The following is a 23,053-nucleotide window of genomic DNA, read 5'->3' as shown; positions in this document are numbered from 1 at the left end:
GCTTCGACGGCACCCTCACCGCCTGCGTCTTCGCCTGGGAAGAGCGGGCCAAGGAGTCCTCCGTGTTCATGCGCGAAAAGATCAACGAGTACCTGTCCACTCGGAATTGACTCGCGGGCACACACACGAACGGTGGGGTCGATCACGCCGACGCTTCCAGCGGCAGTCCCCGGGGCCTGGTGCGGTCGGCCGGCCCGTGGCTGCCACCGTGCACGCCCCAGCCCGCCCCCCGCGTTACCCCGGACGCTTCATGATTCGTTACCGGTGTCACCGCGGAACGCGGCGAGCAGCGGGTCCAGGCCACCGCGGATTCTGGCCGCGCTGAGATGGTCGAAGTAGTCGCGGGAGCTTACGATCCGGCCGTCGCGCACCCGCATGACGAAGATGCCGGGCAGAGCGAACTCCTCACCGGTTTCGGCGACAGTGCCTTGATACTCGAACTCCGCGACGATGACCTCTGGGTCGAGGGTCTCGTGGACGGTGATGTTCGCCGGGCGGCGGACGAGGCGATGGCCTGTGTCCGTGGGGGCGAAGTGCTCGCGCAGTTCCTCGCGGGTGCGCAGGGCCGGGGCGCGCAACGGGTCGAAGGGGTGCACCACGTCGGTGTGCTCGGCGTAGAGCTCGGGCAGTTCCTCCCAGCGGCCTTCCGAGACTCCGTTGACAAGGGCGAGGAAGACTTCACGCGGGCTGCGGTTCTCGGACAAGGGGAACCTCCTCGGCGGACCGTCATCGGGTCCGCTACGATCCGGAGTGACGACTCCGCAGTATATGGAGTCGTCACTCCGGTAGCCGGCGTTCGCACGAGGAGGCCAGGTCCCATGCCGCAGCGGTCCGACGCCCGGGCCAACCGTGAGCGCATCCTCGACGTCGCCGAGGACGTCTTCGGGCACGGCGGAAAGTCGGCGTCGACCGAGGACGTGGCCCGCCTTGCCGGGGTCGGGATCGCCACGGTCTTCAGGAACTTCCCCACCAAGGCCGCGCTGTTGGAGGCCGTGCTCGTCAGGCACTTCGGCCGGCTGCGGGCCGAGGCCGAGGCGCGGCTGGGTACCCCGGACCCGGGCGGGGCGTTCTTCGGCTTCTTCCGCCATCTGGTCGCGGACGCCAAGACGAAGATCGCCATAGCGGAAGCCCTGCTGGAAGTGGGAGGCACCGACGGCGGTGAGGCCGCCGAAGCCTCGCAGGCTCTACGTCGAGCGGTGGGAGAGCTCCTGCATCGCGCCCAGAAGGCCGGCGCGGTGCGAAACGATGTCGAACTGCCCGAGGTCTACGCCCTGCTGGTCGGCGCATCGCGCGCCGTCGCCCGCGGGAGCCTGGACGACCAGGTACGCTCCCGCATGCTCGCCATCGTGTTCGCAGGACTGATGCCCGGCGCCCGCGAGACCGGCTGATCCAATGGACGGCGGTGAGCCCGATCAGTCGATCAGTCCGATCGTGCTCATATTCTCAGCTCAGCTGCATCCTGTAGCCGATCTGCTCCCCGAGGCTCTGCTCCTGGCACATGAACCAGAGGTCGGTGATCTTGCCCTCGTCGTCGAAGTGCAGCACGCCGATCTCATCCCACTCCAGGCGCTTGCCCGTCGCCGGCGCGCCCGCGAACGTGCCGGAGTGCAGTGCGGTCATGTGGGACTGGAGCACGACGGTGTTGCCGTAGCCCGCAATGTCCCGCGTCCGGAACGTCTGGTCGCTCAGCGCCGCGGACAGTTCCTTCCTGGTGACCAGCGGACGGATGACGTCGAAGCGCCCGTTCGGCATCGCATCCTCGAGCAGCAGCCGGGCGGTGGCGATGTTGCGCTGGACGGTGGTGTCGTTCATGTCGTTCCTCACTGACTTCCGGTGCACATCTCCAACCTCGACCCGAACAACGGCATTTCGGCCCTCCAGCCTGGCCCAGTCAGTCCCTGGCACCGAGTGTTCCGCGAGGGCGAGGGAGCACATATCTGCCAAGTACTCTCATTTTAAAGGGACTTGGCTGTATGGTCGGCCGCGGCTCCTCACTGGGAGGGTGCCGACGCAGGGGGGAGAACTGTGTCAGGGATTTCCCGGCGGACCGTACTGGGCGCCGCCGGCACGGCCGCAGCGGCAGCGCTGCTCACCGCGGCAGGGACAGCGCAGGCAGCCGACACCGCAGACGACACCACGGCCGCCAAGAGTGAAGACACCCGGCAGGCAACGAACCAGGAGACCGATACATCCATGGCCGTCACCACCGAAGAGCAGAAGTACGAAGCCTACGTGGCCACCGACGAAGGCGAATGGGTGGCCAACGCCACCTTCGCAGCCCACTCCGACCCCGGTGACATGTGGGCCTACGTCGACGCGGCCGTGGCTCGCCTGCGGCAGAAGTACCCGAACTCGACATTCACCGGGAACGTTCGACGGTACGACCAGGTGATCACCGACATCGCACACCCATAAGGACGCACTGGAGCACTCAATGCAGGTGCTCTGGACGGGGAATGGTCCGCCGTTCTGCCCTGGGCATGCCGCACGCGATCATGACCCCCTACTCTTCCGCTGACCGAATCATTCACGGATGCAGGACCGAAGCGGGGGAAGGTACATGACATATCGGCGCGCGGTGATACCGGCACTGGTCGGAGGCCTGCTGATCACGCTGTTGCTGTGGTGGGCGGGGGCGAGCGCGCAGGCACTGCAACTGCCCGGCACCACGAACGTGTTCGACATTCAGTCCGCGAGCGAGCTCCGGCGATGGCTCGCACCCTGGTCGTACGACCCCCCAGCGACGCTGCTGTCCGACGGGCCCGCGGGCACGGGCGGGGACACGGTCTTGAGCGGAGGCACCCAGTACGCCGATCTCTACAGCACCGCGATGCAGATCAGATTCGTGGCGGTCTTCGTTTTCTTCCTGGCCGGCGCGCTGCTCCTGGTCCGCAGGATGCCGCCGGCGCAGGGCCGTACGCCGGGCACGCTGCTCGCGCTGTGGGCCTGGGGCCCGGTGGCCGGAACGCTGGCCGTGACGGTCTCCGCGCCGTGGCTGATCGCATCCCGGGGGCACGGCACTTACCGGGTCCTGCCGCAGCTGGCGAGTGTGATCGCGTCGAGTGGGCCGGTCGCGGTGTTCGCAGCGCTGTTGACCGCCCCGCTCACGGTGATCGTGGCGCGTGTCACCGCCAAGGATGCGGAGCCGCTGCCCCGGCAGAGTGTGCCGCCGCGCGCCGCCCGTCTGGCCGCGAGCGCCGGGACCGCGGTGATCGCGCTGTCGTTGGTGATCCTCTCGTACGACTCGGTGGCGGCCTGGATCCAGACCTCCTTCGGCGGCGGCGGCCTGCTGTCCGAGCCCGGCGACCTGCTGCGCCAGTGGCTGCTGCTCGGCGGCTGGGCGGGCCCGGCGACCGCACCCCTCGGCGACTGGCTGCTGTACCGGGCCGCCGACGTGGTCATGCTGGTCGTGGTGTGGTGGGCGCTGCGGCTGCTGCCCGGCCTGCTCACCCGGACCACGGTGCCGGCGATGGCGGCAGGCGCGGTCTGCGCGACCGTGCTGGGACTGCTGGCGAGCCAGGTGCTGCACATGGCGACGGACGACACAGTCGGTGTGTGGGGGCCTGTTCACCTGTTCTCGAACCTCGGCAACGGCGTCCCGGCCGCCCTCACCTTCGGCATCACGGCAGGGCTGGCGGCCCTCGCGACACTGCGGCTGGCCGGGGGCCGTGACACTGACAAGAGCCCCAGTTGACCTCACAGGTGGTCCCGGCCATACCCGCCGATCCTCGCTTACGACGGGGGTTTCGGTTTCTGCCAATCCGCCCTCCACCGGATCCGGGCGCATGCCGTGCCTGCCTGGGATGCGGTTCCCTGGCAGTGACTGCCGGCGGAGTCGGTCGCTCGCGCTTCGGCCGTGCTCGCGCCGCGCTCGAACGGCAGCTAACGTCGCAGTGCATGCGCCGGTCGGTGAAATCCTCCCGGCCGTAGTCGACGACGTGCGCGGCGCCCAGTGATCGCAGCGCACCGGGCCGGCCGTCCACCTGCCGAACACCGATTCGCACGTCATCAGGCTGCGGCGGGCGAGCAGGGTGACCTGGTAGCCGGGGCCCTGCCAGAGGGTGGCCGTCTCCGGGGCCGGTGCCATGCCGGTTGGTCCGGGGCCTGGCCGGAGTCGCCCCGGTCGGTGGGCACGCAGGCCCAGTAGGAGCATTCGCCGCCCACGAGTTCGCGCTCGCCAACGGTGTCCTCGCATGCTCGCCGGCTAGAGGTCGAGGACGACTTCGGTTGTCGGTGCGCTACAGCAGATGAGGATGGTGCCGACTTCGGTGAGTTCCAGGGGTGGAGTGGTGTAGGTGATGTCGCCTGCCACGAGGCGGGTGATGCAGGTGTGGCAGACGCCGGTGCGGCAGGACCATCGAGTGGGAATGTCGCAGGCTTCGGCGAGATCGAGGAGTGACGTGTGTGCGGGTGACCACCCAGTGGTGATGCCGCTGCGGGCGAAGGTGATGAGGGGGCCGGTCCCTGGTGGACCGGGGGGTTGGTGCGGCCGGATGGCGGCGGTGGTGGTGACGCCTGGGTTGATGGCTGGGAGGGCGCTGAACTGTTCGGTGTGGATGTGCTCGGGGCTCAGGCCGTGATCGCGCAGGAAGCCGCCGAGGTCGTCCATGAAGGCGGGTGGTCCGCAGAGGTAGGCGTCGGCGTCGGTGGGGATGCCCATGGCCGTCAGGGATCGGGAGGTCGGGCGGCCCCGGGTGATGTGGGGCTCGTCGGGATGCCGGACGGCTTCGGCGGTGTAGTAAATGTGCTCGTGGGCGTTGGGGAGTTGCGCCAGCAAGGTATGGGTCTCGTCCGCGAAGGCGTGCTGGGCGCGGTCGTGGGCGGTGTGGATCCACCAGACGGGGCGTGGGTCTCGTACGGCGACGAGTCGGTGGAGCATGGCCAGTACGGGCGTGGCACCGATCCCCGCGGAGATGAGGACCACCGGGCGGGTGGTTTCTTCGAGCACGAATGTTCCGCGGGGACTGGCGACGTCCACGAGGTCCTCGGGACGTAGGGCGGCGTGGAGGTAGCTGCTGACTTTCCCGCGGGGCTCGTGCTTGACGCTGATGCGGTAGGTGCTCACCGTGGGGCTGGAGGACAGGGAGTAGCTGCGCACTGCCGGGGCGGATTCACCGACGGCGAGGCGGAGGGAGAGGTACTGGCCCGGGCGGGCTTCGGGTAGCGGTGTGCCGTCGGTGGTATCGAGGTAGATCGATGAGACGGTGGGGGTCTCGGGGACGATGCGGGCGACGCGCATGGCCTTGAAACCCGGCCATCCCGGTTCCTGTCCGGGCTGCCGAGCGGCGGCGAGTTCGCGGAAGGACTGTTGCCATCCGGGGCTGAGGGCGGGAATGTTCAGCGCCTTGCGCAGCTTCGCGGGGTCGCGGTCGGGGAGGTAGAGCAGTGCGTCGGCGTCGGCGACGCTGAGTTCTTCCGGGCCCTTGCGGGTAAGGGTGATCTCGTCGCCGGCCTGGACTCGTCCCCCGGTGATCACACGCAGGTAGAAGCCGGGGCGGTGGTGGGCCACCAGCAGGGAGGCCATGGCGGGTTCGCCCAGGCGCATGCCGACGCGATAGCAGGTGACGCGGGGCTGGGTGACTTCGAATTCGGCTTCGCCGATGCGGTACCGGTCGCCGATGCACACTTCGTTGTCGGGCAGGCCGTCGACGGTGAAGTTCTCCCCGAAGGCGCCGAAGGCCAGGTCGTCGCGGCCGAGGTGCTTTCGCCAGTACTGGTAGGACTGCAACTGATAGACGAGGACAGCACGGATGTCGCCGCCGTGCCCGGCCAGATCTCCCTGACCGTCTCCGTCGACGTTCAGCCGCCGGACCATGCGGGGGCCCTGGACAGGAGCCTTCCAGGCTCCGGTGTGGACGGTCCGTCCCTGCCAGGAGACGTCCTTGGGCAGCCCTACGTTGACGGACAGCAACGTCGCCATTGCGGACCTCCTGGGGGTGGCCGGCCGGGGCAGCCCCTCATGGCGCTGTGATCTGTGCGCTGCTACCGATCCTAGTTCCATGCCGGTGCCGCCGCTTCCGTGTGGCAAGGTCACCCGCCACAGGGACCTCGGCGACACCGTGATCGCCCGCTCCAAGCACCCCGTCGCGCTCTACGGGTCGGGCTTCGCGCCGCCTGGTGGTACCACGACGCCCAGCGGGAGGTCGAGCGGATCACCGACCACTGAGCGAGATGCCCAGAGCCGGACGCCGTCCCCGAAGAGACGGCGTCCGGTCCCTGATGTACGGTCAGGACACCGCGGCGGACGCGTGTTCGACAGCGCCCTTCCGCACCCCGCCCGCGCCGTCCCTCACCCACAGCGGCTTGAGTCGGTAGGTCAGCAGGTAGTGAGTTCCACGAGCTGATCGTCGTCGGCGCCGACAACTCCAAGCTGGAGGCGCACTACCGCACGCTCATGAACCAGCTGGCGTACGCGCGTCCGGTCCGCACGTCCCTGGCACAGCCCGGTCGCCTGACCGAGTCCGACCACGAACACCACCGCGTCGTCGACCTCATCCTGGCCAAGGACGGCGACGGCGCGGAACGCGCGATGCGCGAACACGTCCGCCGCAGCCACCTGGCACTCATGACCGGCATGGCCGAGCGGGAGCACGAGTAGCCGACCACATCCCGGGCCTCGTAACGGACTTGAGTCCGGTCCGCGTCCAGTCGCGCGCGACCGCGAGTCCAGTGACCGTCCGGCACACTGGCCCGGGGTGGTGCTGACTACACCCTTGTAGACGGGTTCTGGGACCCGTGTGCGGGGGCCGAGGCGCCCGTAGCGTCGTGCGCGGAGCACAAGACGTCCGGACGGAGAGTGATGACGATGTTGCGCGCAGGTTCGCGCCACCGGCAGGTCACGGCACCTGCCAACGACGCGTTATGGCTGGTGAAAGTGACCAAGACGCACGGCACCGGCGACAGTGCCGTGACCGCGCTTGACGGGGTCTCCCTGCGGCTGCGGCGCGGTACGTTCACCGCGGTGATGGGGCCCTCGGGTTCCGGAAAGTCAACGCTGCTGCGGTGCGCCGCCGGTCTCGACCGGCCCGACCGGGGCATCGTGCGGGTCGACGGCGTGGAAATGACCGGCGGTACCGAGGCGGCGCTGACGCGCTTCCGGCGGGACCGCATCGGTTTCGTCTTCCAGGACTACAACCTGCTGGAGACGCTGACCGTCGCCGAGAACACGGTGCTGCCCCTGAAGCTCGCCGGACGGCGCGTCGTCCCGGAGCGGGTCCGGGAGGTCCTGCACCTGGTCGGACTCGGTGACCGCCTGCGACACCGGCCCGACCAGCTGTCCGGCGGCCAGCGGCAGCGGGTGGCGATCGCCCGGGCACTGGTGACCGAGCCTCGTGTGATCCTCGCGGACGAGCCCACCGGCGCGCTCGACACGCGGAGCGCGCGGGAGGTGCTGCGGCTGCTCCAGGAGGCGGTACGGGTGCACGAACGGACCGTGGTGATGGTGACGCACGACCCGGTGGCCGCCTCCTACGCCGACGCGGTGGTGTTCCTGGCGGACGGACGTGTGGCAGGAGAGCTGCGGCAGCCGACGGCGGAGGCGGTCGCCGAGCGGCTGGCGCACCTGGGCGACGATGTCCCGGCGGAGGTGTAGGCAATGCTGACGCTGGCTGTGAAGTCCGTCCGCCACCGCCCGGGCCGCTTTCTCGCGACCTTGCTCGCCGCCTTCCTCGGCGCAGCCGTCGTGATGGTGTTCGCCTCGCTGCACGACACGGCCGCCCAGCCGGGCATCGACCGGGTGAGCGCCGATTCGCTGGGCACCGCGTCGAGCGTCGTCGGCGGCTACGGCGCCATGCTGGTGTTCTTCGCCATCGCCTCGACGCTGACCGTGAACGTGCGGCAGCGGTCGGCCGAGCTCATGCTGCTGCGCTGTTCGGGAGCCACCCCGGCGCAGATGACCGGCATGGTCGTGGGCGAGGCGGTGGCCGTGGCGCTGGCGGGCAGCCTGCTGGCGATCGGTCCGGCGACGGCCGGCGGGCGGGCCCTGTTGGGCGTGTTCCGGGACAACGGGCAGGTGCCGCACGACGTCGCCTACCACTTCGGTCCCATCGCCTTGCTTTCCGGCACCGGCGTCACCCTGATCGCGGCGGCAGGGGCGGCCTTCCTCGCCGTACGGCGGGTGACGCGGCCGGGTGCGGTGCACGGCCGGGCCCGTGCGGTCCTTGCCTGCGCGGCCCTGGTCGGCGGTGCCGGGGCGGTGCTCTCCACGTACGCGTTCCCCGCGACCGACGAATGGCTGATGGCGGCGCCGGCGTACGGGGCGATCCTGCTGTCGGTGGGCTGCGCCCTGCTGTCCCCCCTGCTGCTCAGGGGGCTGCTGAAGCGGCTGCCCCTCGACGGCGCGAGCGGCTGGCTGGCCGTGCGAACCGTGCGGCGGCGGGCCGACCACCTGGCCGGGATTCTGACCTCGGTCGTCCTGTTCACGGCCGTTGCCACCGTCACCCTCTACGCACAGACCGTGGAGACCGATGCCCTCACAGCCTCCGGCACGGTCCGGTCGGTCGACGCCAAGACCCTCCAGAGCGTCAATCTCGCCGTCGTCGGCATCGTCGTGGTGTTCGTGTGCGTGATGCTGGTCAACTCCATTTACGCGGCGACGTCGTACCGAGGACGCGAGTTCGGGCAGCAGCGGCTGGCGGGCGGGACCCCGGGGCAGGTGCTCGCGACGGTGGCGGCCGAGGGCGTGATGGTGACGGCGACCGGCGTTCTGCTGGGCACCCTGACCGCGTTGGCGGGGATCATCCCCTTCACGATGGTCCGCGCCGGATACGTGCTGCCGCACGCGGGTCCCGGCATCTGGCTCGCGGTGGTCGCGGTCGCGACGGCGGCCACCCTGGGCACCAGCCTGCTGACGGCTCGTCGGGTCGTACGGAAACCGGCGGTGCAGGCGGTGGCGGCCGCCTGAAACCATGACCAGCCGGGACCGAACGCTGCGTGCAGCTCCACCAGCACCCCGGCGTCCGCCGGGCCGTCAACGGCCGACGCACAGCCCGGGGCGCTGACACCGGGTGGGCTTCACATGTGACCTGGCCGCTCCTGGTCCCGGCGGGAGAAGGCCAGGTAGCCCACGAAACAGACGATGGCCGCCGTCCAGGCGAGGGTGACCGGCGCCAGCCCGAACCCGAGCCCACCCCGGGTGTGCCCGAGCGCCATCCAGTCGGCGAGGGAAGCGCCGAGGGGGCGGGTGATGACATAGGCCGTCCAGAAAGCGGGCACGGCGTTCAGGGCGGCGAAACGGTGGGCGACCGCGGGTACGCAGATCGCGGCGCTGAAGAGGACGACCGACCCGAGGTAGCCGAAGCCGATGGTGGCGGTCAGATCTCCGGCTGCGGTGCCGAGGGCGAAGGTGGCGAGAACGGCTGCCCAGTAGAAGATCTCGCGGCGGCGGGTGCGGATGCCGTGGATGGACAGCGTCCGCTCGACGGCGTACCAGAGGGCGAAGACGGCGGCCAGTGCGGCGAGGAAGAGCGGCGTGGACACCGTGTAGGGCACGCCGAGACCGACGTGCAGGACGTCGGCGGCCATCGTGCCGAACACGCTGACCATGACGACGGCGGTCCAGTACACCCAGGCGACGTACCGGCGGACGGCGAACTGCACGACGAGGGAGACGGCCAGAGCGAGCCCACCGAGCGCGACCGCCGGCACCGGACCGAGCACTCGGGCCAGAAGGTCCGAGGCGGTCTCGCCCATCCCGGTGGTGAGCACCTTGATGATCCAGAAGTAGACGGTCACTTCCGGCACCTTGTTCGCCATGGCACGAACGGAAGCAAGGGGGCGGTTGTCGAGGAGACGCTCTGTGGTCATGAGCCGCACGATGACATGGTGAACTCCCGGTGCCACAGATGCCTTTGCGATTGTTTTGTAGCTTCTGGTGCAGGAGTTTCAAAACCGCCCGGCCGACCTGACAGCAACCTGAACGCGTCGACAAAGTCCCTGGTCATGCCGGTTGGGCGGGTGATACCGCGCGACAACGACCGGACGTGGCAGTGACGGGAACGGATGTCCGTTGTGCGATCGGCTAGAGTTCCAGACAGCGTCTACAGGACTGTAGTCGATTGATGACTTGCGTGAAGCCGAAGTTGTCCACCGGAAGGGGTCATCGTCCATGACCGCACCGATCCACGCCGCCTCACAGCTGGCCGTGAACGTGCTCGACGCCCATTCGCTGCTGGCGGCCTTCGGCGTGCTGGGCGTAGCAGTGGTGATGTTCGCCGAGACGGGGCTGCTGCTGGGGTTCTTCCTCCCGGGGGACTCCCTGCTTTTCACGGCGGGCCTGCTGTGCACGAGTACGGCCGAAGACAGTGTGCACCTGTCCCTGGGGCCCTTGCTCGTGGCGGCTGCGACGGGAGCGCTGGCCGGGGCTCAATGCGGATATGTGCTCGGCCGGAAGGCGGGCGGAGCGCTGTTGGCGCGCGGTCGCTCGCAGCGTCTGCACGAGGGCATGAAGCGCGCCGAGGAACTGCTCGACCGGTACGGCTGTGCGAAGGCCATCGTGCTGGCCCGTTTCGTGCCGGTGGTACGGACGGTGCTCAATCCGATGGCGGGCGCGCTGGAGGTTCCGCTGCGGACATTCACGCTGTGGCAGGTCGTCGGCGGGCTCGTCTGGAGCGTCGGCCTCACCCTTGCGGGGTATGCGCTGGGCTCGTCGATCCCGAACGTCGACCGGTATCTCCTGCCGCTGGTTGCGTTGATCGTCGTCGTGTCGCTGGTCCCTCTTGTTTCCGAGGTGTACCGAGGCCGCCGGGCGGCCGGGTCCGAGGGGGGACGCAAGTGATCATCGCCTGGTCGGCATACGGGAATCCCCTGGCAGAACGCCTGCGGCCGCTGCTGACGGTTTCATGAACCGGCGTGCCGCCGCCGATCTGGCCGGCAGCATCGCTCTCGGCGCCTGGACGGCCTTCGGGGTGCTGTGCGCGATCGTGGTGGGTCGACAAGGTGTTCCGTTGTGGCTGGACGACGGGATTCTGGCCTGGTCGGTCGGCCATCGCCCGGTGGTTGCCCTGGCTGTGGCCCGCGGGGTGACGGATACCGGGACCGGGGTCATCCCCTACGTGCTCGCGGCGCTCGCCGGTGCGGTGGCAGGGCGAAACAGGCGGGAGCGGCTACTGACCGCCGCCTTGAGCCTTGTCTGTCTGGGAGCCGGGCAGGCGGTGCGGCGCGGGGTGATGACACTCGTCCACCGGCCGCGTCCGGCGCACGCCGACTGGGCAGCACATGCGAGCGGGTGGGCATTTCCATCGGGGCACACCACCACAGCGGCCCTCACCGCCGGGCTGCTGATCATCGCGGTCCGGGTACGCGCTCCGCGCGGCGCCACCTGGCTCGGCGTCGTCATCGGGTGCTGGGGCGTACTGGTCGGTCTCTCCCGCGTCTACCTCGGCGTGCACTGGTTCACCGATGTCGTCGGGGGCTGGCTGTTCGCGACCGGCTGGCTCGGCGTGTGGCTGTGGGCGGTGGCCCGGTGGCTGCCCGCATCGTTCGTCTCAGGCACGGCCCGTACGGCCGATGATCCGACGGAGGACCATGCGTCACAAGATCCTGGTCGTTGAGGACGATCACGCCCTGCGTGACGTGCTGCGCCGTGGCCTTGCCGAGGAGGGTTTCGAGCCCGTGCTCGCCGCCGACGGCGCGACCGCGATGCGGCTGGTCGCCGACGGCATCGGCGCGGTCGTCCTGGACGTCGGGCTGCCCGACGCGGACGGCCGGGATGTGTGCCAGGCGATGCGCGCCAACGGGTTCGGCGCCCCGATCATCTTCCTGACCGCCCGCCACCACCTCACCGACCGGCTGTCCGGGTTCTCCGCCGGGGGCGACGACTACCTTCCCAAGCCGTTCCATCTCGCCGAACTCGTCGCCCGGCTGCGGGCCACGCTCAAACGCGCCGCGCCATCGGCCATGGCCACGGCCGGCGACCTGGTCCTGGACGCGACCCGGCACAGTGCACGTGTAGGTGAGGCCGACGTCGACATCGACCTGTCCCCGACGGAGTTCCGTCTGCTGGCCACGCTGGTGGCCGCGGACGGCGGCATCGTGCGCCGGCGCGACCTGGTCAGGGCCGCCTGGCCGGACGGCGCACAGGTCAGCGACAACACCCTGGACCAGTACCTGAGCCGACTGCGCCGCAAACTGCGCGAGGCGGGCAGCGGCCTGAGCCTGGGAACGGCGCGCGGGATCGGCCACCGGCTGTCATGAACCGTCTCCTGCGGCGTCTGGCTCCGCGTACCCTGCGCGGCCGGCTCTCGCTCGTGGCGCTGACCACCGCCGCGCTCCTCATGACCGTCCTGACCGTGGTGTTCAACACCGTGGTGGACCGGCACCTGCGGCATCTGGCGGACGACGAACTGCGCAGTCGTTCGGCCGCTGTCGCCACGACCGTCGACGCCGACGGTCCCCGGGTGCGGGTTGTGGAGTCCGTCAACGACCGCCTCCTCGACGCGAACGCGTGGATCTACGCGGGGACCCACCTGTTGGAGAAGCCTCCGTCGGCCTCGGCCGACGGCACGCTGACCCGGGCCGCCGACCGGCTCGCCGCACGAGGGCACGGACGCTGTACGACCGTCGAGGCCGAAAGCCCTCACCTCGTGCGTCTGTGTTCCCGGCCCGTGACCGGTCACCGCACCGCCACGATCGTGACTGCCCTGGACCTCGCCCCCTACCGCAACTCGGCGAACACCCTGCTGCTGGGTTCCCTGATCCTGGACGCGGTCATGCTCACGTGCACCTACGCGCTGACCCGCCTGGCCGTCGGCCGTGCGTTGCGTCCCGTGCGCACCATGACCGACCAGGCCACCCAGTGGAGCGCCGTCGGCTCCGACCAACGGTTCGGCGCCGAGGCTCATCCGGCCGAACTGGCCCGCTTGGGCAGCTCGTTGGACGCGCTGCTGGACCGCATACGCACCGTACTGCGCCATGAGCAGCAGCTGACCGGCGAGTTGTCCCACGAACTGCGCACACCGCTCACCCGGATCATCATCGAGCTCGACTGGTGGCGGGCCCGCCCGCGCTCCGCCGCGGAAACCAGCGCCACCCACGAGGTGATCGCCGAGGCTGCCCAGTCCATGCGCACCATCTGCGACACACTGCTGAACGATGCCCGCGAAAGCGCGCAGGACGCCTCCACGGCCCCTGGCGCGACGGCCGTCGTACCCGTCCTGTGCCGGCTGGTCGACAACCTCGGCACACCGGAGCGGGTGAAGGCCGTCGTCGAGGTGACGGATCCCGAGCTGGCGGCGGGCATCGCGCCCGCTCTGCTCGAACGCATCGTCAGCCCGCTGCTGACCAACGCGATCCGCTACGCCCGCTCCAGGGTGACCGTGTCCTCGCGGCAGGGGCCCGGCGGCGTGCGGATCTACGTCACCGACGACGGTCCCGGCGTGCCCGAGGCGTTCGTCGACGAGCTCTTCCAGCCCGGCCGCCGCGCGGACCCCGAGGACGGGCACGACGGCGCGGGCCTCGGACTGCCGCTCGCGCGGCGCCTGGCCCGCGCCGTCGGCGGTGAGGTGTCCCACGATCCCGGGTACACCTCCGGCGCGCGCTTCCTGGCCGACCTGCCGGCCGGATGACCGGCTGCCGACCCCTAGCGGTCTGCCGCGTCTGCCCGGCTGGGCCGTGAGACCAATCAGGGCGGTGAGCAGTACGGCGGAGGAGCCGGCGGTACCGAGGTTCAGGCCGCCCACGTACTCGTGACGTCGAGGCCGGTGAGGAATTCCGGCTGCTGCCAGGTGGGGGCTCCTTGTTCGGTCGTACCGCAGGGCGAACCCACTCGGCGACATCTGGGCCGAATTGACCGAGGGAACCGCCGCCGAGACTGGGAGCGTGCGCGCTACGAGTGGAAACCGGGCGATGACACAGTCACCATCACCACGCTCGACTCCAAGCTCTTCGGAGCCGGCGGCGGCTGGGCCTTCTGGATGGCTCCGAGGGCGACGGCACCCGGGGCGACGTCGAACTTATGCGGCAGCCGAGCACATTGAAGGGAAAGATGGTTGCGGCACTGCTCCCCGTCGCCGCTCGTTCAGCCCCGCGCAAGTCCTTCGCGAGACCCCTGCGGGCCAAGTGACCCACCACTCAGACCGGAAGGGGTCGGCAGCGCGAGCTGCCGACCCCTTCGTCGTGTCGCTCGCCGGTCAGTTCGGGGAACGCGGGCGAGTGGTCAGTGCCGGGGCGGGAGCACACACCGGAAGCTGGAGGCGGCGGTCGGGTCGCCGTGGCCCTTGTAGCGGGACACCTGGGGGTAACTGCACAGGTGCCGGGTGGCGTTCTGCCCGGAGGTGTTGACCAGAGTGGCGGACAGGGTCCCGGGAGCCTTGCCGTGCTCGACCCAAGCGGTCAGCGCGGCGAGGCCGTCGGCCGAGCCGTCGGTGCCGTTGAGGCCGCAGTGGTCTGTGCCCGGGGCGAGGAAGAGGCGGTAGAAGTCGTCGACCCGCTTGGAGCCGCCCATCTCACGCTCGACCTGCTCGCGGTACTCCACGGTGCCCTGGGTGGGGATGTACTGGTCGGCCTGGCCATGCCAGGTCAGGAGCTTGCCACCGGACTTGCGGAAGGCGGACAGGTCGGGCGCGTCCGTGCCGATGACCTTGTCGTACTCGGCCTCGGACTGCCTGAACAGCTTCGCGAATCGGCCGTAGGTGATCGTCGAGACGTCGAAGTCCGGCTGCTTCTCCAGCCACGTCGCGACCCAGGTGGCGGGCACACGGAACGGCGCCCCCTTGACGTTGCCGTTCGCGTCGGGCGGAGTGGTGCCGGCCAGAGCCGACAGGTCGGCTCCGACCGGGACGCCGGGCCACAGCTTCTTGCCCGACGTGGTGCGAGGGCCGTCCCAGATCTTGCGCACCACGGCCGCGTCGGCGGCCGTGATGGTCAGCTCCTTGCCGTCGCACACCACCTTGGTTCCGACCAGGCGACGGGGGTCGAAGTCGCACCGCGCCGGGTCCTCGACCAGACCGTCCTCGACGCCGTCGAGCGAGTCGCAGGCCTTGACGGCGGTGTCGGTGAAGGCCTTGAACTCGCAGGAGGACGGGTAGGCCTTCTCGTTGTTCATGACCACCTGCGGCCACAGAGTGGCGACCTCGAACTCGTCCCAGTTGATCGCGGGCGCGTCGGCGAGGATGCCGTCGAAGTCGTCGGGGTGGCGCTGGGCCTCCATATAGCCCTGGCGTCCGCCGGTGGAGCAGCCGTTCCAGTAGGAGTACGAGGCGGCCTTGCCGTAGACCTCGTCGACGACCTGCTTGCCGACGAGCGCCAGCTCGTGCTGGGAGCGGTCGGCGAAGTTCTTCAGCAGGGCGGTGTTGACCTGCCGCGCACTGTTCAGCGCCCAGCCGGTGTCCAGGACGTCGCCGACGCCCGCGTCGGTGGTGGCGGCGGCGTAACCGTTCTTGACCGCGGTGGCCAGTCCGACACCGTTGTCCCCGGCCGCGTAGGCGGCGCCTCCGATGGCCTGGAAGCGGCCGTTCCAGCCGTTCACCGGCAGCCACGTCCGCACCTTGGCGTGGTCGCCGTCGCCCGGGTGGGTGAGGGTGACCGTCAGCTCGCAGTATGCCGGGACGTCGGTGACCGTGCCGCCCAGGATGCCGGTCCCATGGACGGTGCCGCCCGCCTGGTGGACCGCCGTCACCGACTCCACCCCGGTGCCGGCCGGGGCCTTCACCGAGAACGTCGAGCACCGTAAAGGCGCGGAGGCGGAGCTGTTCTCGGGCACCGCCGACGCGGTCGGCAGGTACGCCATCGCAGCCAGCGGCACACCGGCCGCGAGGACGGTCAGAAGTCGTCTCATCGCATTCCCATCCAAGAAGTGGGTGTGCGTCCGCCAGTGCACGGCGACACATGTGCACACCACATGAGCAAGACAAGTGGGGAGGCCAGGGGATTCACCGCGGACGACGGCCGCATGTGTGCCTCCATGGCGTCGGTGTACGACCCGAGAAAAGCCTCGGTTTCACCGAAGAACGATCCGGACTGTATCACCGGTTAAGAAGGTGACGAAAGAGCGAGGTTCACATTCAGGTGACCGCGCGGCGAGAACACACCTGGCCTGGCTCCACCGCGACCCGTGCGCCGACGGCTCGCGCCGGCCGTTCTGGTGGCCCGTCCGCCCCAGCTGCTGCTCGACGAGCCCAGCAACCACCTGCCCCCACACCCGCGAGACGAGCCGGAGGCGGCGCCGGGCGTCGAACCGGGGGCGACCGTGGTGGAACGGTGACGATCCTTGCGCCCTGCGACAGTCACCTGTCAAGATGGTGATGTGAATCTTAACCATGTATTCGTATGCGGGCACCCGGCCCTCGACTTCGTGGCCACCCTCCGCGCCCGGCACTCGGCCCGGTTCGAAATGTTCGTGACACCGGAGCGGCTGAACGCCTGGTACCTGGAATCCGGACTCGTGGACACGATCACGCCGGGCGAGGAGGACGACGTCCGGGAGGCGACAACCGTACGCGAGGCCATCTACCGACTCGTCACGGACCGCCGACTCGGCGAGGAGTTCCATCGGGAGGCGCTCGCCGTGGTCAACGCCGCCGCGCGCAAGACCCCCGTGACGCCGCAGCTCACCATGGCCGGGCGGCACACCGACGCGACCCCAGCGCAGACCCTGGCGACTGTCGCCCGGCAGGCCGTCGAGTTGCTCAGCGGCCCGGACGTCCCCCTGCTGAAGGAGTGCGGCAACCCGGAGTGCACGCGGGTCTACATCGACCGTTCCCGGGGTTTCCGGCGGCAGTGGTGCGGCATGGATTCCTGCGGCAACAAGATCAAGGCGGCCGCCTACCGCGCGCGCAAGAAGACCACACCCGCCACCGCCGTGCGCTGACCCCCTCCCATGCCAGGGTCAGGCCCCTCACACAGTTCCGCGCACAGCGTGTTCAGCACCTGGCCGCCTGGCTCTTCACAGTGCAGGGGCGACAGCCCAGCACTTGCGCCGTCCGGTGGGGCCTTCGACCGGATCACGCAGCAGCGGGCCAGCGGATTCAACACACCTCACACACCTTGTCGGCGCTTCGAGGTGTCTCAGAGATACAGGGCGCGACGCGCCTATCGTGAACCCCACTGCGCGCAACGCCGGGGCAGTGCGAATGTCGGCTTCGGGGCGGTCAGGCGGCGGCGTCGATGGCGACGGGGATGTTGTCGCGCGTGGCCTTGGAATACGGGCAGATCTGGTGGGCGGCGTACGCGAGTTCCTCGGCGGTGGCCTGATCCACGCCGCCGATGACGGGGCTGAGGACAGCGGAGAGGGAGAACTCGCCGTCGTCGCCGTGGGTGAGGGTGATCTCGGCGGTGACGGTGGTGCTGGTGAGCCAGAACTTGCGGGAGGTGGCCGCACGTCGGAGAGCGCCGAGGAAGCAGGCGGCCCAGCCGGCCGCGAGGAGTTGCTCAGGGTTGGTCGCGGTACCGGCGCCGCCGAGTTCTTTGGGGAGGGCGAGGCTGGTTTCGAGCAGGCCGTCGGAGGAGCGGACGTGCCCTCCGTTGCGGCCCTCTCCATCGACGCCGACAACGGCTGTGTAGCTGACTGCCATGGCTGGTGCTCCCCATCCGGATCGAAAGGTCTTCGGTCGCCTCCGGACTAAAACACTTGCCCTGCATCACCAGTTAAGGAGGTGACACTATCGTGACGACACTCTGCGTCACCCGTCAATACGGTGACTGACGCATGCGGTCGGCACGGGAGCCACCGGGCGCGGCCTCTCACGCTGCGCGGATACCTACAGCCCCAGGTCGAGGGCCAGGCACGAGTAGTACTTCCACGAACCTTCGGGGTCGTACGAGGTATTCACCGCGCCGCTCGGCGCCGCCTCAACCTCTTCGGCCATCTCCTCGAAGCGGATGCGCTCGGGAAGCCTGCCGTACCGCGCGCGCCGCGCTGCCGCGGCGGCGTCCATGTCGAGTTCCTTGTTCATGGCCATTCTCCACTTCGTCGATCGCGGATCGCGTCCCGCTTGCCGCCAGGAACGACCATCAGCATGCCCCCTTTACGCGTCACCGGTCAAGCCGGTGACTTTCGATGTGCCCTGGAAGGTGTCCCGTGCTTCCCGCGGCGGAGTCAGACGGTGATGGTCTGGTACTCCGTGTAGGCGCCGAGACCGACAGCACCGTATTCGCGTCCGATGCCGCTGGCCTTGAAGCCGCCGAACGGGCCGTCGAAGGCGACGGAGGCGCCGTTGACGGTGATGGTGCCGGTGCGGATACGGCGGGCGACATCCAGGGCGTGGGCCTCGTCGGCGGACCAGACGCCGCCGGAGAGGCCGTATTCGGAATCGTTGGCGATGCGGACGGCGTCGTCCTCGTCGTCGTAGGCGATGACGACCAGGACGGGGCCGAAGATCTCCTCCTGCGCGATGCGCATGGAATTGTCGACGTCGGCGAACACGGTGGGCGTGACGTAGTTGCCCTTCTCCAGGCCCTCGGGGATCTGCGGGCCGCCGGTTACCAGGCGGGCGCCCTCGTCGATGCCGAGTTGGATGTAGTCGCGCACCCGCTCCTGCTGGTCGGGGCGGATCATCGGGCCGATGAAGGTGCCGGGGTCGCTCGGGTCGCCCACCTTCAATGACTCCACCAGTTCCTTCAGCGCGGTCACGACCTCCTCGTAGCGGCTGCGCGGGGCCAGGATCCTGGTCTGGGCGATGCACGACTCGCCGTTGTTGAGCAGGGAGCCGAACTTCAGGCCCGCGACGGCCCTTTCGACGTCGGCGTCCGGCAGGATCACGGCGGCGGACTTGCCGCCCAGCTCCAGACTGACACGCTTGAGCTGCTCACCCGCGATCGAGGCGATGCGGCGGCCGGCCCGCGTCGAACCGGTGAAGGCGATCTTGTCGACCTCCTTGTGCGACACAAGGTACTCACTGGTCTCGCGGTCCGCGGGCAGGACGCTGATCACGCCCTCGGGCAGACCCACCTGCTCCAGCAACTCGGCCAGGAAGCCCATGCTGAGCGAGTTCTCCGGGGAGACCTTGAGGACCGCGGAGTTGCCGGCGAGCAGGGCGGGGATGATTTTCGAAGTGGCCGAGGAGAACGGCGAGTTCCACGGGATCACCGCCGCCACGACGCCGACCGCCTCGCGGCGCACCACGCTGCGCACCGGGGACCCCGGGGCGGAGGGGGCCAGGGTCTCCTCCCAGCCGAACCCCTCCGCCGCCTTCAGGTAGGAGTTCGCCTGCCGGGTCAGGCCCGGTTGTCCGGCCCGGGTGAACCAGGCCGCCGAACCGTTCTCCAGCGTGATCAGGTGCGCGACCTTGTCCGCGTTCTCCTCGCGCAGCGCGTTGAACCGCCGCAGGGCCGCGATTCGCCGCGCCGGCGGCGTCGTTCGCCACACACCCGCTTCGAACGACGCTCGCGCCGCGGCCACCGCGCGGTCCACGTCCGCCGGCTGTGCCTGGGCCGCGCGGCCGATCAGCGACTGGTCGTGCGGCGAGGCGATGTCGAGCAGCTCCGGGTTGCTCGGCGTCACCCAGGAACCCCCGATGAAGAGCCGGTCGTAGGTGATCATCTGTTTTCTCTCTCTCGGATAGCTCGGATGCGGACTGAACTGTCACGCTAATGTAGCACTTGCATCCAGTACATTGACGCGAGAGTGGCAGTAAATCCTGAGACCAGCCGAGCTCGTCGTCACCTGTTTGACAGGTGACGACCCGTGTGCGAGGGTCGTCGCGCCAAGAGCCGCAGTGGTCTCGTACGGAGGGCTTCACATGATCAACAGGCGCACCTTCAGCAAGGCCGTCGGCCTGGGTACCGGCGCAGCCACGGTCTCGCTGTCCGGCCTGCGGGCCAGCGCGACCGCCGCGACCGCCGAGCACACACCGGGCCACACACCCGTTCCCACCGTGCCTGCCATCAAGCCCGGCACCCACACCGGCTTCCGCACGGTCAAGCATGTCAAGGCGGGCGTCCTCGACATCGGTTACGCCGAAGCCGGACCCGCCCACGGCCCGGTAGTCATCTGCCTGCACGGCTGGCCCTACGACATCCACAGCTTCGTCGACGTCGCCCCGCTCCTCGCCGACCTGGGCTACCGCGTCATCGTTCCCTATCTCCGCGGCCACGGCAGCACCCGCTTCCTGTCCCGCAACACCCCCCGCAGCGCCGAACAGTCCGCCATCGCCCTCGACGTCATCGCCCTGATGGACGCCCTGGACATCCACAAGGCCGTCCTCGCCGGCTTCGACTGGGGCTCGCGCACCGCCGACATCATCGCCGCCCTGTGGCCCGAGCGAGTCAAGGCCCTCGTCTCCACCAGCGGCTATCTGATCACCGACCGCAAGGCGCAGCTGGAACCCGCGGTCCCCGCCGTCGAGCACAACTGGTGGTACCAGTGGTACTTCGCCACCGAACGCGGCAAGAAGGCCATGGAGAACCACGACGAACGTATCGCCCTGTGCCGCTACGTGTGGACCCTCGTCTCCCCCAACTGGAACTTCGACGACGCCACCTTCCAGCGCACTGCCCAGGCCTTCGAGAACCCCGACTACGCCGCCGTCGTCGTCTACAACTACCGCTGGCGCATCGGCCTCATCGACGGGGAACGCCGCTATGACCGCTACGAGAAGCGACTCGCCGGCCAGCCTCCCATCATCGCTCCCACCATCACCCTCGACCCGGCGCTCGACCCCTTCACCCCGGCCGGCGACGGCTCCGTCTACCGCAATCACTTCACCGGCCCCTACGAGCACCGAACCATCGCGGACATCGGCCACAACCTGCCGCAGGAAGCACCCGCCACCTTCGCTCAGGCCGTCGTCGACGCCGACCACCTCTGAGACCCCGCCCCACTTGTCGTTACCGCCTTGACGGGTGATTGGGCGTCGTTGACAGATCATCACCAGTCAGGGTGGTGATGAGTGTCGACGCGAGGCCGACCCGCCCCACCGCCGCCTGGAAGAACAAGCCCACCTGGGACATCGTCACGACCCACGACCCCAACATCCCGACCGCGGTGCAGTGCTACATGGCCCAACAATGCGGATTCTCTGTCCCACTAATGTTGCACTTAGCATTGATACTTCCATGACGAAGTGGCACTAGATGCCCGACGTTTCACATGTGCCAGCTACACTCGGCGCCGTGAGAGCCGACGCAGCACGCAATCTGGAAGCCGTTCTGACCACGGGGGCGCGCATGCTCGCCGCCGACCCGGGCGCGAGCATCGCGAGCATCGCCGCCGAGGCGGGCGTGGACCGGCGCACCGTCTATCGGCGCTTCGCCTCCCGCGAGGAACTCCTCGCGGCCATCTACGCATCCCGCCTGGCAGCCATCGAGCGCGCCATCGAGGACGCCCGGCTGCGCGAAGCGCCCGTTGCCGTCGCCCTGCACCGCTACGTCGAGAACATCATCGCCGTCAACCGCACCTGGCCCGTCGACCTCACCCGCATGCTCGCCGACGACGCCGTTCGCGCCCGTCGCGACGCCTCCAGCCGCGCGGTCGACGCCTTTCTGCAACGCGCCACCGACGAAGGGCTTCTCCGCTCCGGTCTTCCGGAGGGATGGACGGCCGCGCTGCTGCCCCAGCTCATGCACCTCGTGTCCCGGCAGATGCCCCAACTGAGCCCCGCACAGGCGGCGGACGTCGTCGTCGACACCCTGCTGCACGGCCTCGGAGCGTCCTGACAAGCTGACGGCCTCCGGAAATTGTCACCCCTGCCGATGAGCTACGGTCAACATTGCCAACAGGGCCGGTGGCGGTGAGCCATTGCCCGACGGAGGCGTTCATGCTGCCGCACACCGGGTCCTCGGCCATACCGCAGCGCGGGGCGAAGGTGCGCATCTCGAAGTCGTGCTCGGACCCGTCGGGGTAAGCACCGATCGCGCCGACCATCCCGTCCGGGATAAGGGACAGGTCTGGTTCAGGTACGCACCGTCGAGTGCACCCTCGCGGACCAGCGGCGGGGCGGCGAAGGCCAGAGTGCCCTCGCCGCGGCGCACGATGACCAGGCCCGCGGCGCACTCCTGCACGATGCGGTCGGCGTGCTGCGGCGTGCCGCCGCCATCCAGCCAGGCCCGCGCGGAGCGGAGGGTGGGGTGCCCGGCGAACGGCAGTTCACCCTGGGGGGAGAAGATGCGCAGCCGGTAGTCCGCCTCCGGCGTGGTGGGCGGTAGTACGAACGTGGTCTCGGACAGATTCGTCCAGCGTGCCAGGCCTTGCATCTCCTCGTCGGCCAGGTCCGTCCCATCAGGGACGACCGCAACCGGGTCGCCGCGACAGGGGCTCGTGGTGAACACGTCGACCTGCGCAAACGCGCGTGCGTTGCCGCGGACGCCACGTGCCGTCGAGCGGAATGCCGACGGCCGCAGCGATCCGGTCGCGCGATTCCACCAGTCGGGTCTTCAGCGTCGGCAGGTCCACGCGTCCTGGGCATCTCGGAGCGCACCGTGGTGCGTCGTCCGGCACCGCTGTTCCACGACGGAACGCTGCGTGCCACAGCCGTGCGCAACCCCGTGTGGTTCCCCGATCTGATTCCGCTGGCCCTGCGCATCCGGTGCCGGCCCAACCGGATCAGTGCCATCGCCGCCACCCTGGCCCGCCGCCCCGACACCGTCTGGGTGGACGTTCTCGGCGGTGGCGACGAAATCTGCACCATCCTGTTCCTGGACGGGCCGGACGCACGCAACACGCTGCTGTTGCGCGATCTTCCCGCGACACCCGCGGTCCAGTCGTGGACCTCCCATGTTCTCCTGCGGGTCTTCCCAGCCGCCTTCGACTGGAGCGGCGGCCTGCTGTCGGAAGCCGAACTGACCAGTCTGCGGCCGGACGTACCTGCCGCGCCCGCCCGCTCCGCCCTCCTGCCCGTCGACCACCAGCTCGTCACCGCGCTGATCGAGGACGGACGAGCCTCCTACACCGACCTCGCCCGTCGCGCCGACACCACTCCTCTGACCGCCCGCCGCCGGCTGGAGGCACTGCTGGGCGGTCAGGTCCTCAGGCTCGCGACCGAAGTCGACCTGGCCCGGCTGGGCGTCTTTCTGAGCGACACCATCGGTGCCCTCACACACATCTCCACCATCGAGGTCACCCCCATCCTGAGCGGGGTAAGAGAACCGGCCTGGTCCGCCCAGGCAGCCTCTGAGGCCTTTG

The 23,053-nt window shown here is 69.4% G+C and carries 24 protein-coding genes and 3 pseudogenes; 17 read left to right on the top strand and 10 right to left on the bottom strand.

Annotation, left to right across the window (positions count from 1 at the left end; all coding sequences use genetic code 11):
• A pseudogene (locus ACWGJM_RS14540) lies at positions 1-110 on the top strand (sugar phosphate isomerase/epimerase); the annotation flags it as partial.
• 138 nt (positions 111-248) lie between these two features.
• Here the strand turns inward: ACWGJM_RS14540 and ACWGJM_RS14535 are convergent.
• Positions 249-704 (bottom strand): nuclear transport factor 2 family protein, encoded by a 456-nt coding sequence (locus ACWGJM_RS14535; protein ID WP_453412000.1) that lies wholly within the window; start codon positions 702-704, stop codon positions 249-251.
• Positions 705-818: 114 nt separating this feature from the next.
• Here ACWGJM_RS14535 and ACWGJM_RS14530 point away from each other — a divergent pair, with 114 nt between their 5' ends.
• Complete coding sequence (locus tag ACWGJM_RS14530; RefSeq protein ID WP_453411999.1) at positions 819-1,388, top strand: TetR/AcrR family transcriptional regulator; 570 nt, start codon at positions 819-821, stop codon at positions 1,386-1,388.
• Between the two features lie 55 nt (positions 1,389-1,443).
• Here the strand turns inward: ACWGJM_RS14530 and ACWGJM_RS14525 are convergent, their stop codons facing one another.
• Entirely contained in the window at positions 1,444-1,812 is a 369-nt protein-coding gene (locus ACWGJM_RS14525) for an ester cyclase (RefSeq protein ID WP_453411998.1), read from the bottom strand.
• A gap of 213 nt (positions 1,813-2,025) precedes the next feature.
• On the opposite strand from ACWGJM_RS14525, the gene ACWGJM_RS14520 reads away from it, so the two are divergent.
• Positions 2,026-2,415 carry a hypothetical protein gene (locus tag ACWGJM_RS14520; protein WP_453411997.1) on the top strand — a complete coding sequence of 130 codons (390 nt, stop codon included), beginning with the start codon at positions 2,026-2,028 and terminating at the stop codon, positions 2,413-2,415.
• Between the two features lie 145 nt (positions 2,416-2,560).
• A complete protein-coding gene (locus ACWGJM_RS14515; protein WP_453411996.1) occupies positions 2,561-3,694 on the top strand; it encodes a hypothetical protein in 1,134 nt (377 codons plus the stop codon).
• Between the two features lie 510 nt (positions 3,695-4,204).
• Here ACWGJM_RS14515 and ACWGJM_RS14510 read toward each other — a convergent pair.
• Positions 4,205-5,920: an MOSC domain-containing protein gene (locus ACWGJM_RS14510; protein ID WP_453411995.1), complete on the bottom strand. Its 1,716-nt coding sequence runs from the start codon at positions 5,918-5,920 to the stop codon at positions 4,205-4,207.
• A gap of 420 nt (positions 5,921-6,340) precedes the next feature.
• Between ACWGJM_RS14510 and ACWGJM_RS14505 the strand changes: the two genes are divergently transcribed.
• The 3 genes from ACWGJM_RS14505 (at position 6,341) to ACWGJM_RS14495 (ending at position 8,902) form a co-directional block, all read left to right on the top strand.
• The gene (locus ACWGJM_RS14505; RefSeq protein ID WP_453412012.1) at positions 6,341-6,598 is read left to right on the top strand and encodes an FCD domain-containing protein; all 258 of its coding nucleotides are present in this window, start codon (positions 6,341-6,343) and stop codon (positions 6,596-6,598) included.
• A gap of 207 nt (positions 6,599-6,805) precedes the next feature.
• Positions 6,806-7,591, top strand: a complete 786-nt coding sequence (locus ACWGJM_RS14500) for an ABC transporter ATP-binding protein (RefSeq protein ID WP_453412011.1) — start codon at positions 6,806-6,808, stop codon at positions 7,589-7,591.
• 3 nt (positions 7,592-7,594) lie between these two features.
• Positions 7,595-8,902 carry an FtsX-like permease family protein gene (locus ACWGJM_RS14495; RefSeq protein WP_453411994.1) on the top strand — a complete coding sequence of 436 codons (1,308 nt, stop codon included), beginning with the start codon at positions 7,595-7,597 and terminating at the stop codon, positions 8,900-8,902.
• Positions 8,903-9,012: 110 nt separating this feature from the next.
• On the opposite strand, the gene ACWGJM_RS14490 is transcribed toward ACWGJM_RS14495, so the two are convergent.
• Positions 9,013-9,804 (bottom strand): COG4705 family protein, encoded by a 792-nt coding sequence (locus ACWGJM_RS14490; RefSeq protein WP_453411993.1) that lies wholly within the window; start codon positions 9,802-9,804, stop codon positions 9,013-9,015.
• 301 nt (positions 9,805-10,105) lie between these two features.
• Here ACWGJM_RS14490 and ACWGJM_RS14485 point away from each other — a divergent pair, with 301 nt between their 5' ends.
• The 5 genes and pseudogenes from ACWGJM_RS14485 to ACWGJM_RS14465 form a co-directional block, all read left to right on the top strand.
• Positions 10,106-10,774 carry a DedA family protein gene (locus tag ACWGJM_RS14485; RefSeq protein WP_453411992.1) on the top strand — a complete coding sequence of 223 codons (669 nt, stop codon included), beginning with the start codon at positions 10,106-10,108 and terminating at the stop codon, positions 10,772-10,774.
• Positions 10,775-10,838: 64 nt separating this feature from the next.
• Positions 10,839-11,549, top strand: coding sequence for a phosphatase PAP2 family protein (locus ACWGJM_RS14480; protein WP_453411991.1), 711 nt, complete (start codon positions 10,839-10,841; stop codon positions 11,547-11,549).
• Positions 11,524-12,192 carry a response regulator transcription factor gene (locus tag ACWGJM_RS14475; RefSeq protein WP_453411990.1) on the top strand — a complete coding sequence of 223 codons (669 nt, stop codon included), beginning with the start codon at positions 11,524-11,526 and terminating at the stop codon, positions 12,190-12,192. The genes ACWGJM_RS14480 and ACWGJM_RS14475 overlap by 26 nt, the downstream gene beginning before the upstream one ends.
• The gene (locus tag ACWGJM_RS14470; protein WP_453411989.1) at positions 12,189-13,562 is read left to right on the top strand and encodes a sensor histidine kinase; all 1,374 of its coding nucleotides are present in this window, start codon (positions 12,189-12,191) and stop codon (positions 13,560-13,562) included. The genes ACWGJM_RS14475 and ACWGJM_RS14470 overlap by 4 nt, the downstream gene beginning before the upstream one ends.
• Positions 13,563-13,758: 196 nt before the next feature.
• Positions 13,759-14,059 (top strand): annotated as a pseudogene (locus ACWGJM_RS14465) (hypothetical protein); the annotation flags it as partial.
• A gap of 93 nt (positions 14,060-14,152) precedes the next feature.
• Here the strand turns inward: ACWGJM_RS14465 and ACWGJM_RS14460 are convergent.
• The gene (locus ACWGJM_RS14460) at positions 14,153-15,772 is read right to left on the bottom strand and encodes a tannase/feruloyl esterase family alpha/beta hydrolase (RefSeq protein WP_453411988.1); all 1,620 of its coding nucleotides are present in this window, start codon (positions 15,770-15,772) and stop codon (positions 14,153-14,155) included.
• 276 nt (positions 15,773-16,048) lie between these two features.
• Here ACWGJM_RS14460 and ACWGJM_RS14455 point away from each other — a divergent pair, with 276 nt between their 5' ends.
• Positions 16,049-16,198 carry a hypothetical protein gene (locus ACWGJM_RS14455; protein ID WP_453412014.1) on the top strand — a complete coding sequence of 50 codons (150 nt, stop codon included), beginning with the start codon at positions 16,049-16,051 and terminating at the stop codon, positions 16,196-16,198.
• Between the two features lie 42 nt (positions 16,199-16,240).
• Entirely contained in the window at positions 16,241-16,804 is a 564-nt protein-coding gene (locus tag ACWGJM_RS14450) for a CGNR zinc finger domain-containing protein (protein ID WP_453411987.1), read from the top strand.
• A 280-nt stretch (positions 16,805-17,084) separates the two neighbouring features.
• On the opposite strand, the gene ACWGJM_RS14445 is transcribed toward ACWGJM_RS14450, so the two are convergent.
• The 3 genes from ACWGJM_RS14445 to ACWGJM_RS14435 form a co-directional block, all read right to left on the bottom strand.
• A complete protein-coding gene (locus ACWGJM_RS14445) occupies positions 17,085-17,507 on the bottom strand; it encodes an Ohr family peroxiredoxin (protein ID WP_453411986.1) in 423 nt (140 codons plus the stop codon).
• A 186-nt stretch (positions 17,508-17,693) separates the two neighbouring features.
• A complete protein-coding gene (locus tag ACWGJM_RS14440; RefSeq protein WP_453411985.1) occupies positions 17,694-17,888 on the bottom strand; it encodes a hypothetical protein in 195 nt (64 codons plus the stop codon).
• Between the two features lie 143 nt (positions 17,889-18,031).
• Complete coding sequence (locus tag ACWGJM_RS14435; protein WP_453411984.1) at positions 18,032-19,474, bottom strand: aldehyde dehydrogenase; 1,443 nt, start codon at positions 19,472-19,474, stop codon at positions 18,032-18,034.
• Positions 19,475-19,673: 199 nt separating this feature from the next.
• Here ACWGJM_RS14435 and ACWGJM_RS14430 point away from each other — a divergent pair, with 199 nt between their 5' ends.
• Together ACWGJM_RS14430 and ACWGJM_RS14425 are read left to right on the top strand one after the other, a co-directional pair.
• Complete coding sequence (locus ACWGJM_RS14430) at positions 19,674-20,741, top strand: alpha/beta fold hydrolase (protein WP_453411983.1); 1,068 nt, start codon at positions 19,674-19,676, stop codon at positions 20,739-20,741.
• Between the two features lie 358 nt (positions 20,742-21,099).
• On the top strand, positions 21,100-21,588 hold the full coding sequence (locus ACWGJM_RS14425) for a TetR/AcrR family transcriptional regulator (protein WP_453412010.1): 489 nt from the start codon (positions 21,100-21,102) through the stop codon (positions 21,586-21,588).
• Here the strand turns inward: ACWGJM_RS14425 and ACWGJM_RS14420 are convergent.
• The gene (locus ACWGJM_RS14420) at positions 21,491-21,796 is read right to left on the bottom strand and encodes a PhzF family phenazine biosynthesis protein (RefSeq protein WP_453411982.1); all 306 of its coding nucleotides are present in this window, start codon (positions 21,794-21,796) and stop codon (positions 21,491-21,493) included. The genes ACWGJM_RS14425 and ACWGJM_RS14420 overlap by 98 nt on opposite strands.
• Positions 21,688-22,200 (bottom strand): PhzF family phenazine biosynthesis protein, encoded by a 513-nt coding sequence (locus ACWGJM_RS14415; RefSeq protein WP_453411981.1) that lies wholly within the window; start codon positions 22,198-22,200, stop codon positions 21,688-21,690. Before ACWGJM_RS14415 ends, ACWGJM_RS14420 begins: the two co-directional genes overlap by 109 nt.
• A gap of 150 nt (positions 22,201-22,350) precedes the next feature.
• On the opposite strand from ACWGJM_RS14415, the pseudogene ACWGJM_RS14410 reads away from it, so the two are divergent.
• Positions 22,351-22,827 (top strand): annotated as a pseudogene (locus ACWGJM_RS14410) (Lrp/AsnC family transcriptional regulator); the annotation flags it as partial.
• Between the last annotated feature and the right edge of the window lie 226 nt (positions 22,828-23,053).

This window comes from Streptomyces sp. NPDC054834 (assembly GCF_053611185.1).
Note: the sequence above shows the minus strand (reverse complement) of the source record. Positions and strands in the feature narration are given on the sequence as shown.

Coding starts and splice junctions, on each gene's coding strand:
- ACWGJM_RS14480 (WP_453411991.1), top strand. CDS start 10,839: ATGAACCGGCGTGCCGCCGCCGATCTGGCCGGCAGCATCGCTCTCGGC.
- ACWGJM_RS14510 (WP_453411995.1), bottom strand. CDS start 5,920: ATGGCGACGTTGCTGTCCGTCAACGTAGGGCTGCCCAAGGACGTCTCC.
- ACWGJM_RS14475 (WP_453411990.1), top strand. CDS start 11,524: ATGCGTCACAAGATCCTGGTCGTTGAGGACGATCACGCCCTGCGTGAC.
- ACWGJM_RS14460 (WP_453411988.1), bottom strand. CDS start 15,772: ATGAGACGACTTCTGACCGTCCTCGCGGCCGGTGTGCCGCTGGCTGCG.
- ACWGJM_RS14515 (WP_453411996.1), top strand. CDS start 2,561: ATGACATATCGGCGCGCGGTGATACCGGCACTGGTCGGAGGCCTGCTG.
- ACWGJM_RS14495 (WP_453411994.1), top strand. CDS start 7,595: ATGCTGACGCTGGCTGTGAAGTCCGTCCGCCACCGCCCGGGCCGCTTT.
- ACWGJM_RS14530 (WP_453411999.1), top strand. CDS start 819: ATGCCGCAGCGGTCCGACGCCCGGGCCAACCGTGAGCGCATCCTCGAC.
- ACWGJM_RS14425 (WP_453412010.1), top strand. CDS start 21,100: ATGCTCGCCGCCGACCCGGGCGCGAGCATCGCGAGCATCGCCGCCGAG.
- ACWGJM_RS14490 (WP_453411993.1), bottom strand. CDS start 9,804: ATGACCACAGAGCGTCTCCTCGACAACCGCCCCCTTGCTTCCGTTCGT.
- ACWGJM_RS14470 (WP_453411989.1), top strand. CDS start 12,189: ATGAACCGTCTCCTGCGGCGTCTGGCTCCGCGTACCCTGCGCGGCCGG.
- ACWGJM_RS14485 (WP_453411992.1), top strand. CDS start 10,106: ATGACCGCACCGATCCACGCCGCCTCACAGCTGGCCGTGAACGTGCTC.
- ACWGJM_RS14500 (WP_453412011.1), top strand. CDS start 6,806: ATGTTGCGCGCAGGTTCGCGCCACCGGCAGGTCACGGCACCTGCCAAC.
- ACWGJM_RS14435 (WP_453411984.1), bottom strand. CDS start 19,474: ATGATCACCTACGACCGGCTCTTCATCGGGGGTTCCTGGGTGACGCCG.
- ACWGJM_RS14445 (WP_453411986.1), bottom strand. CDS start 17,507: ATGGCAGTCAGCTACACAGCCGTTGTCGGCGTCGATGGAGAGGGCCGC.
- ACWGJM_RS14525 (WP_453411998.1), bottom strand. CDS start 1,812: ATGAACGACACCACCGTCCAGCGCAACATCGCCACCGCCCGGCTGCTG.
- ACWGJM_RS14430 (WP_453411983.1), top strand. CDS start 19,674: ATGATCAACAGGCGCACCTTCAGCAAGGCCGTCGGCCTGGGTACCGGC.
- ACWGJM_RS14420 (WP_453411982.1), bottom strand. CDS start 21,796: ATGGTCGGCGCGATCGGTGCTTACCCCGACGGGTCCGAGCACGACTTC.
- ACWGJM_RS14440 (WP_453411985.1), bottom strand. CDS start 17,888: ATGAACAAGGAACTCGACATGGACGCCGCCGCGGCAGCGCGGCGCGCG.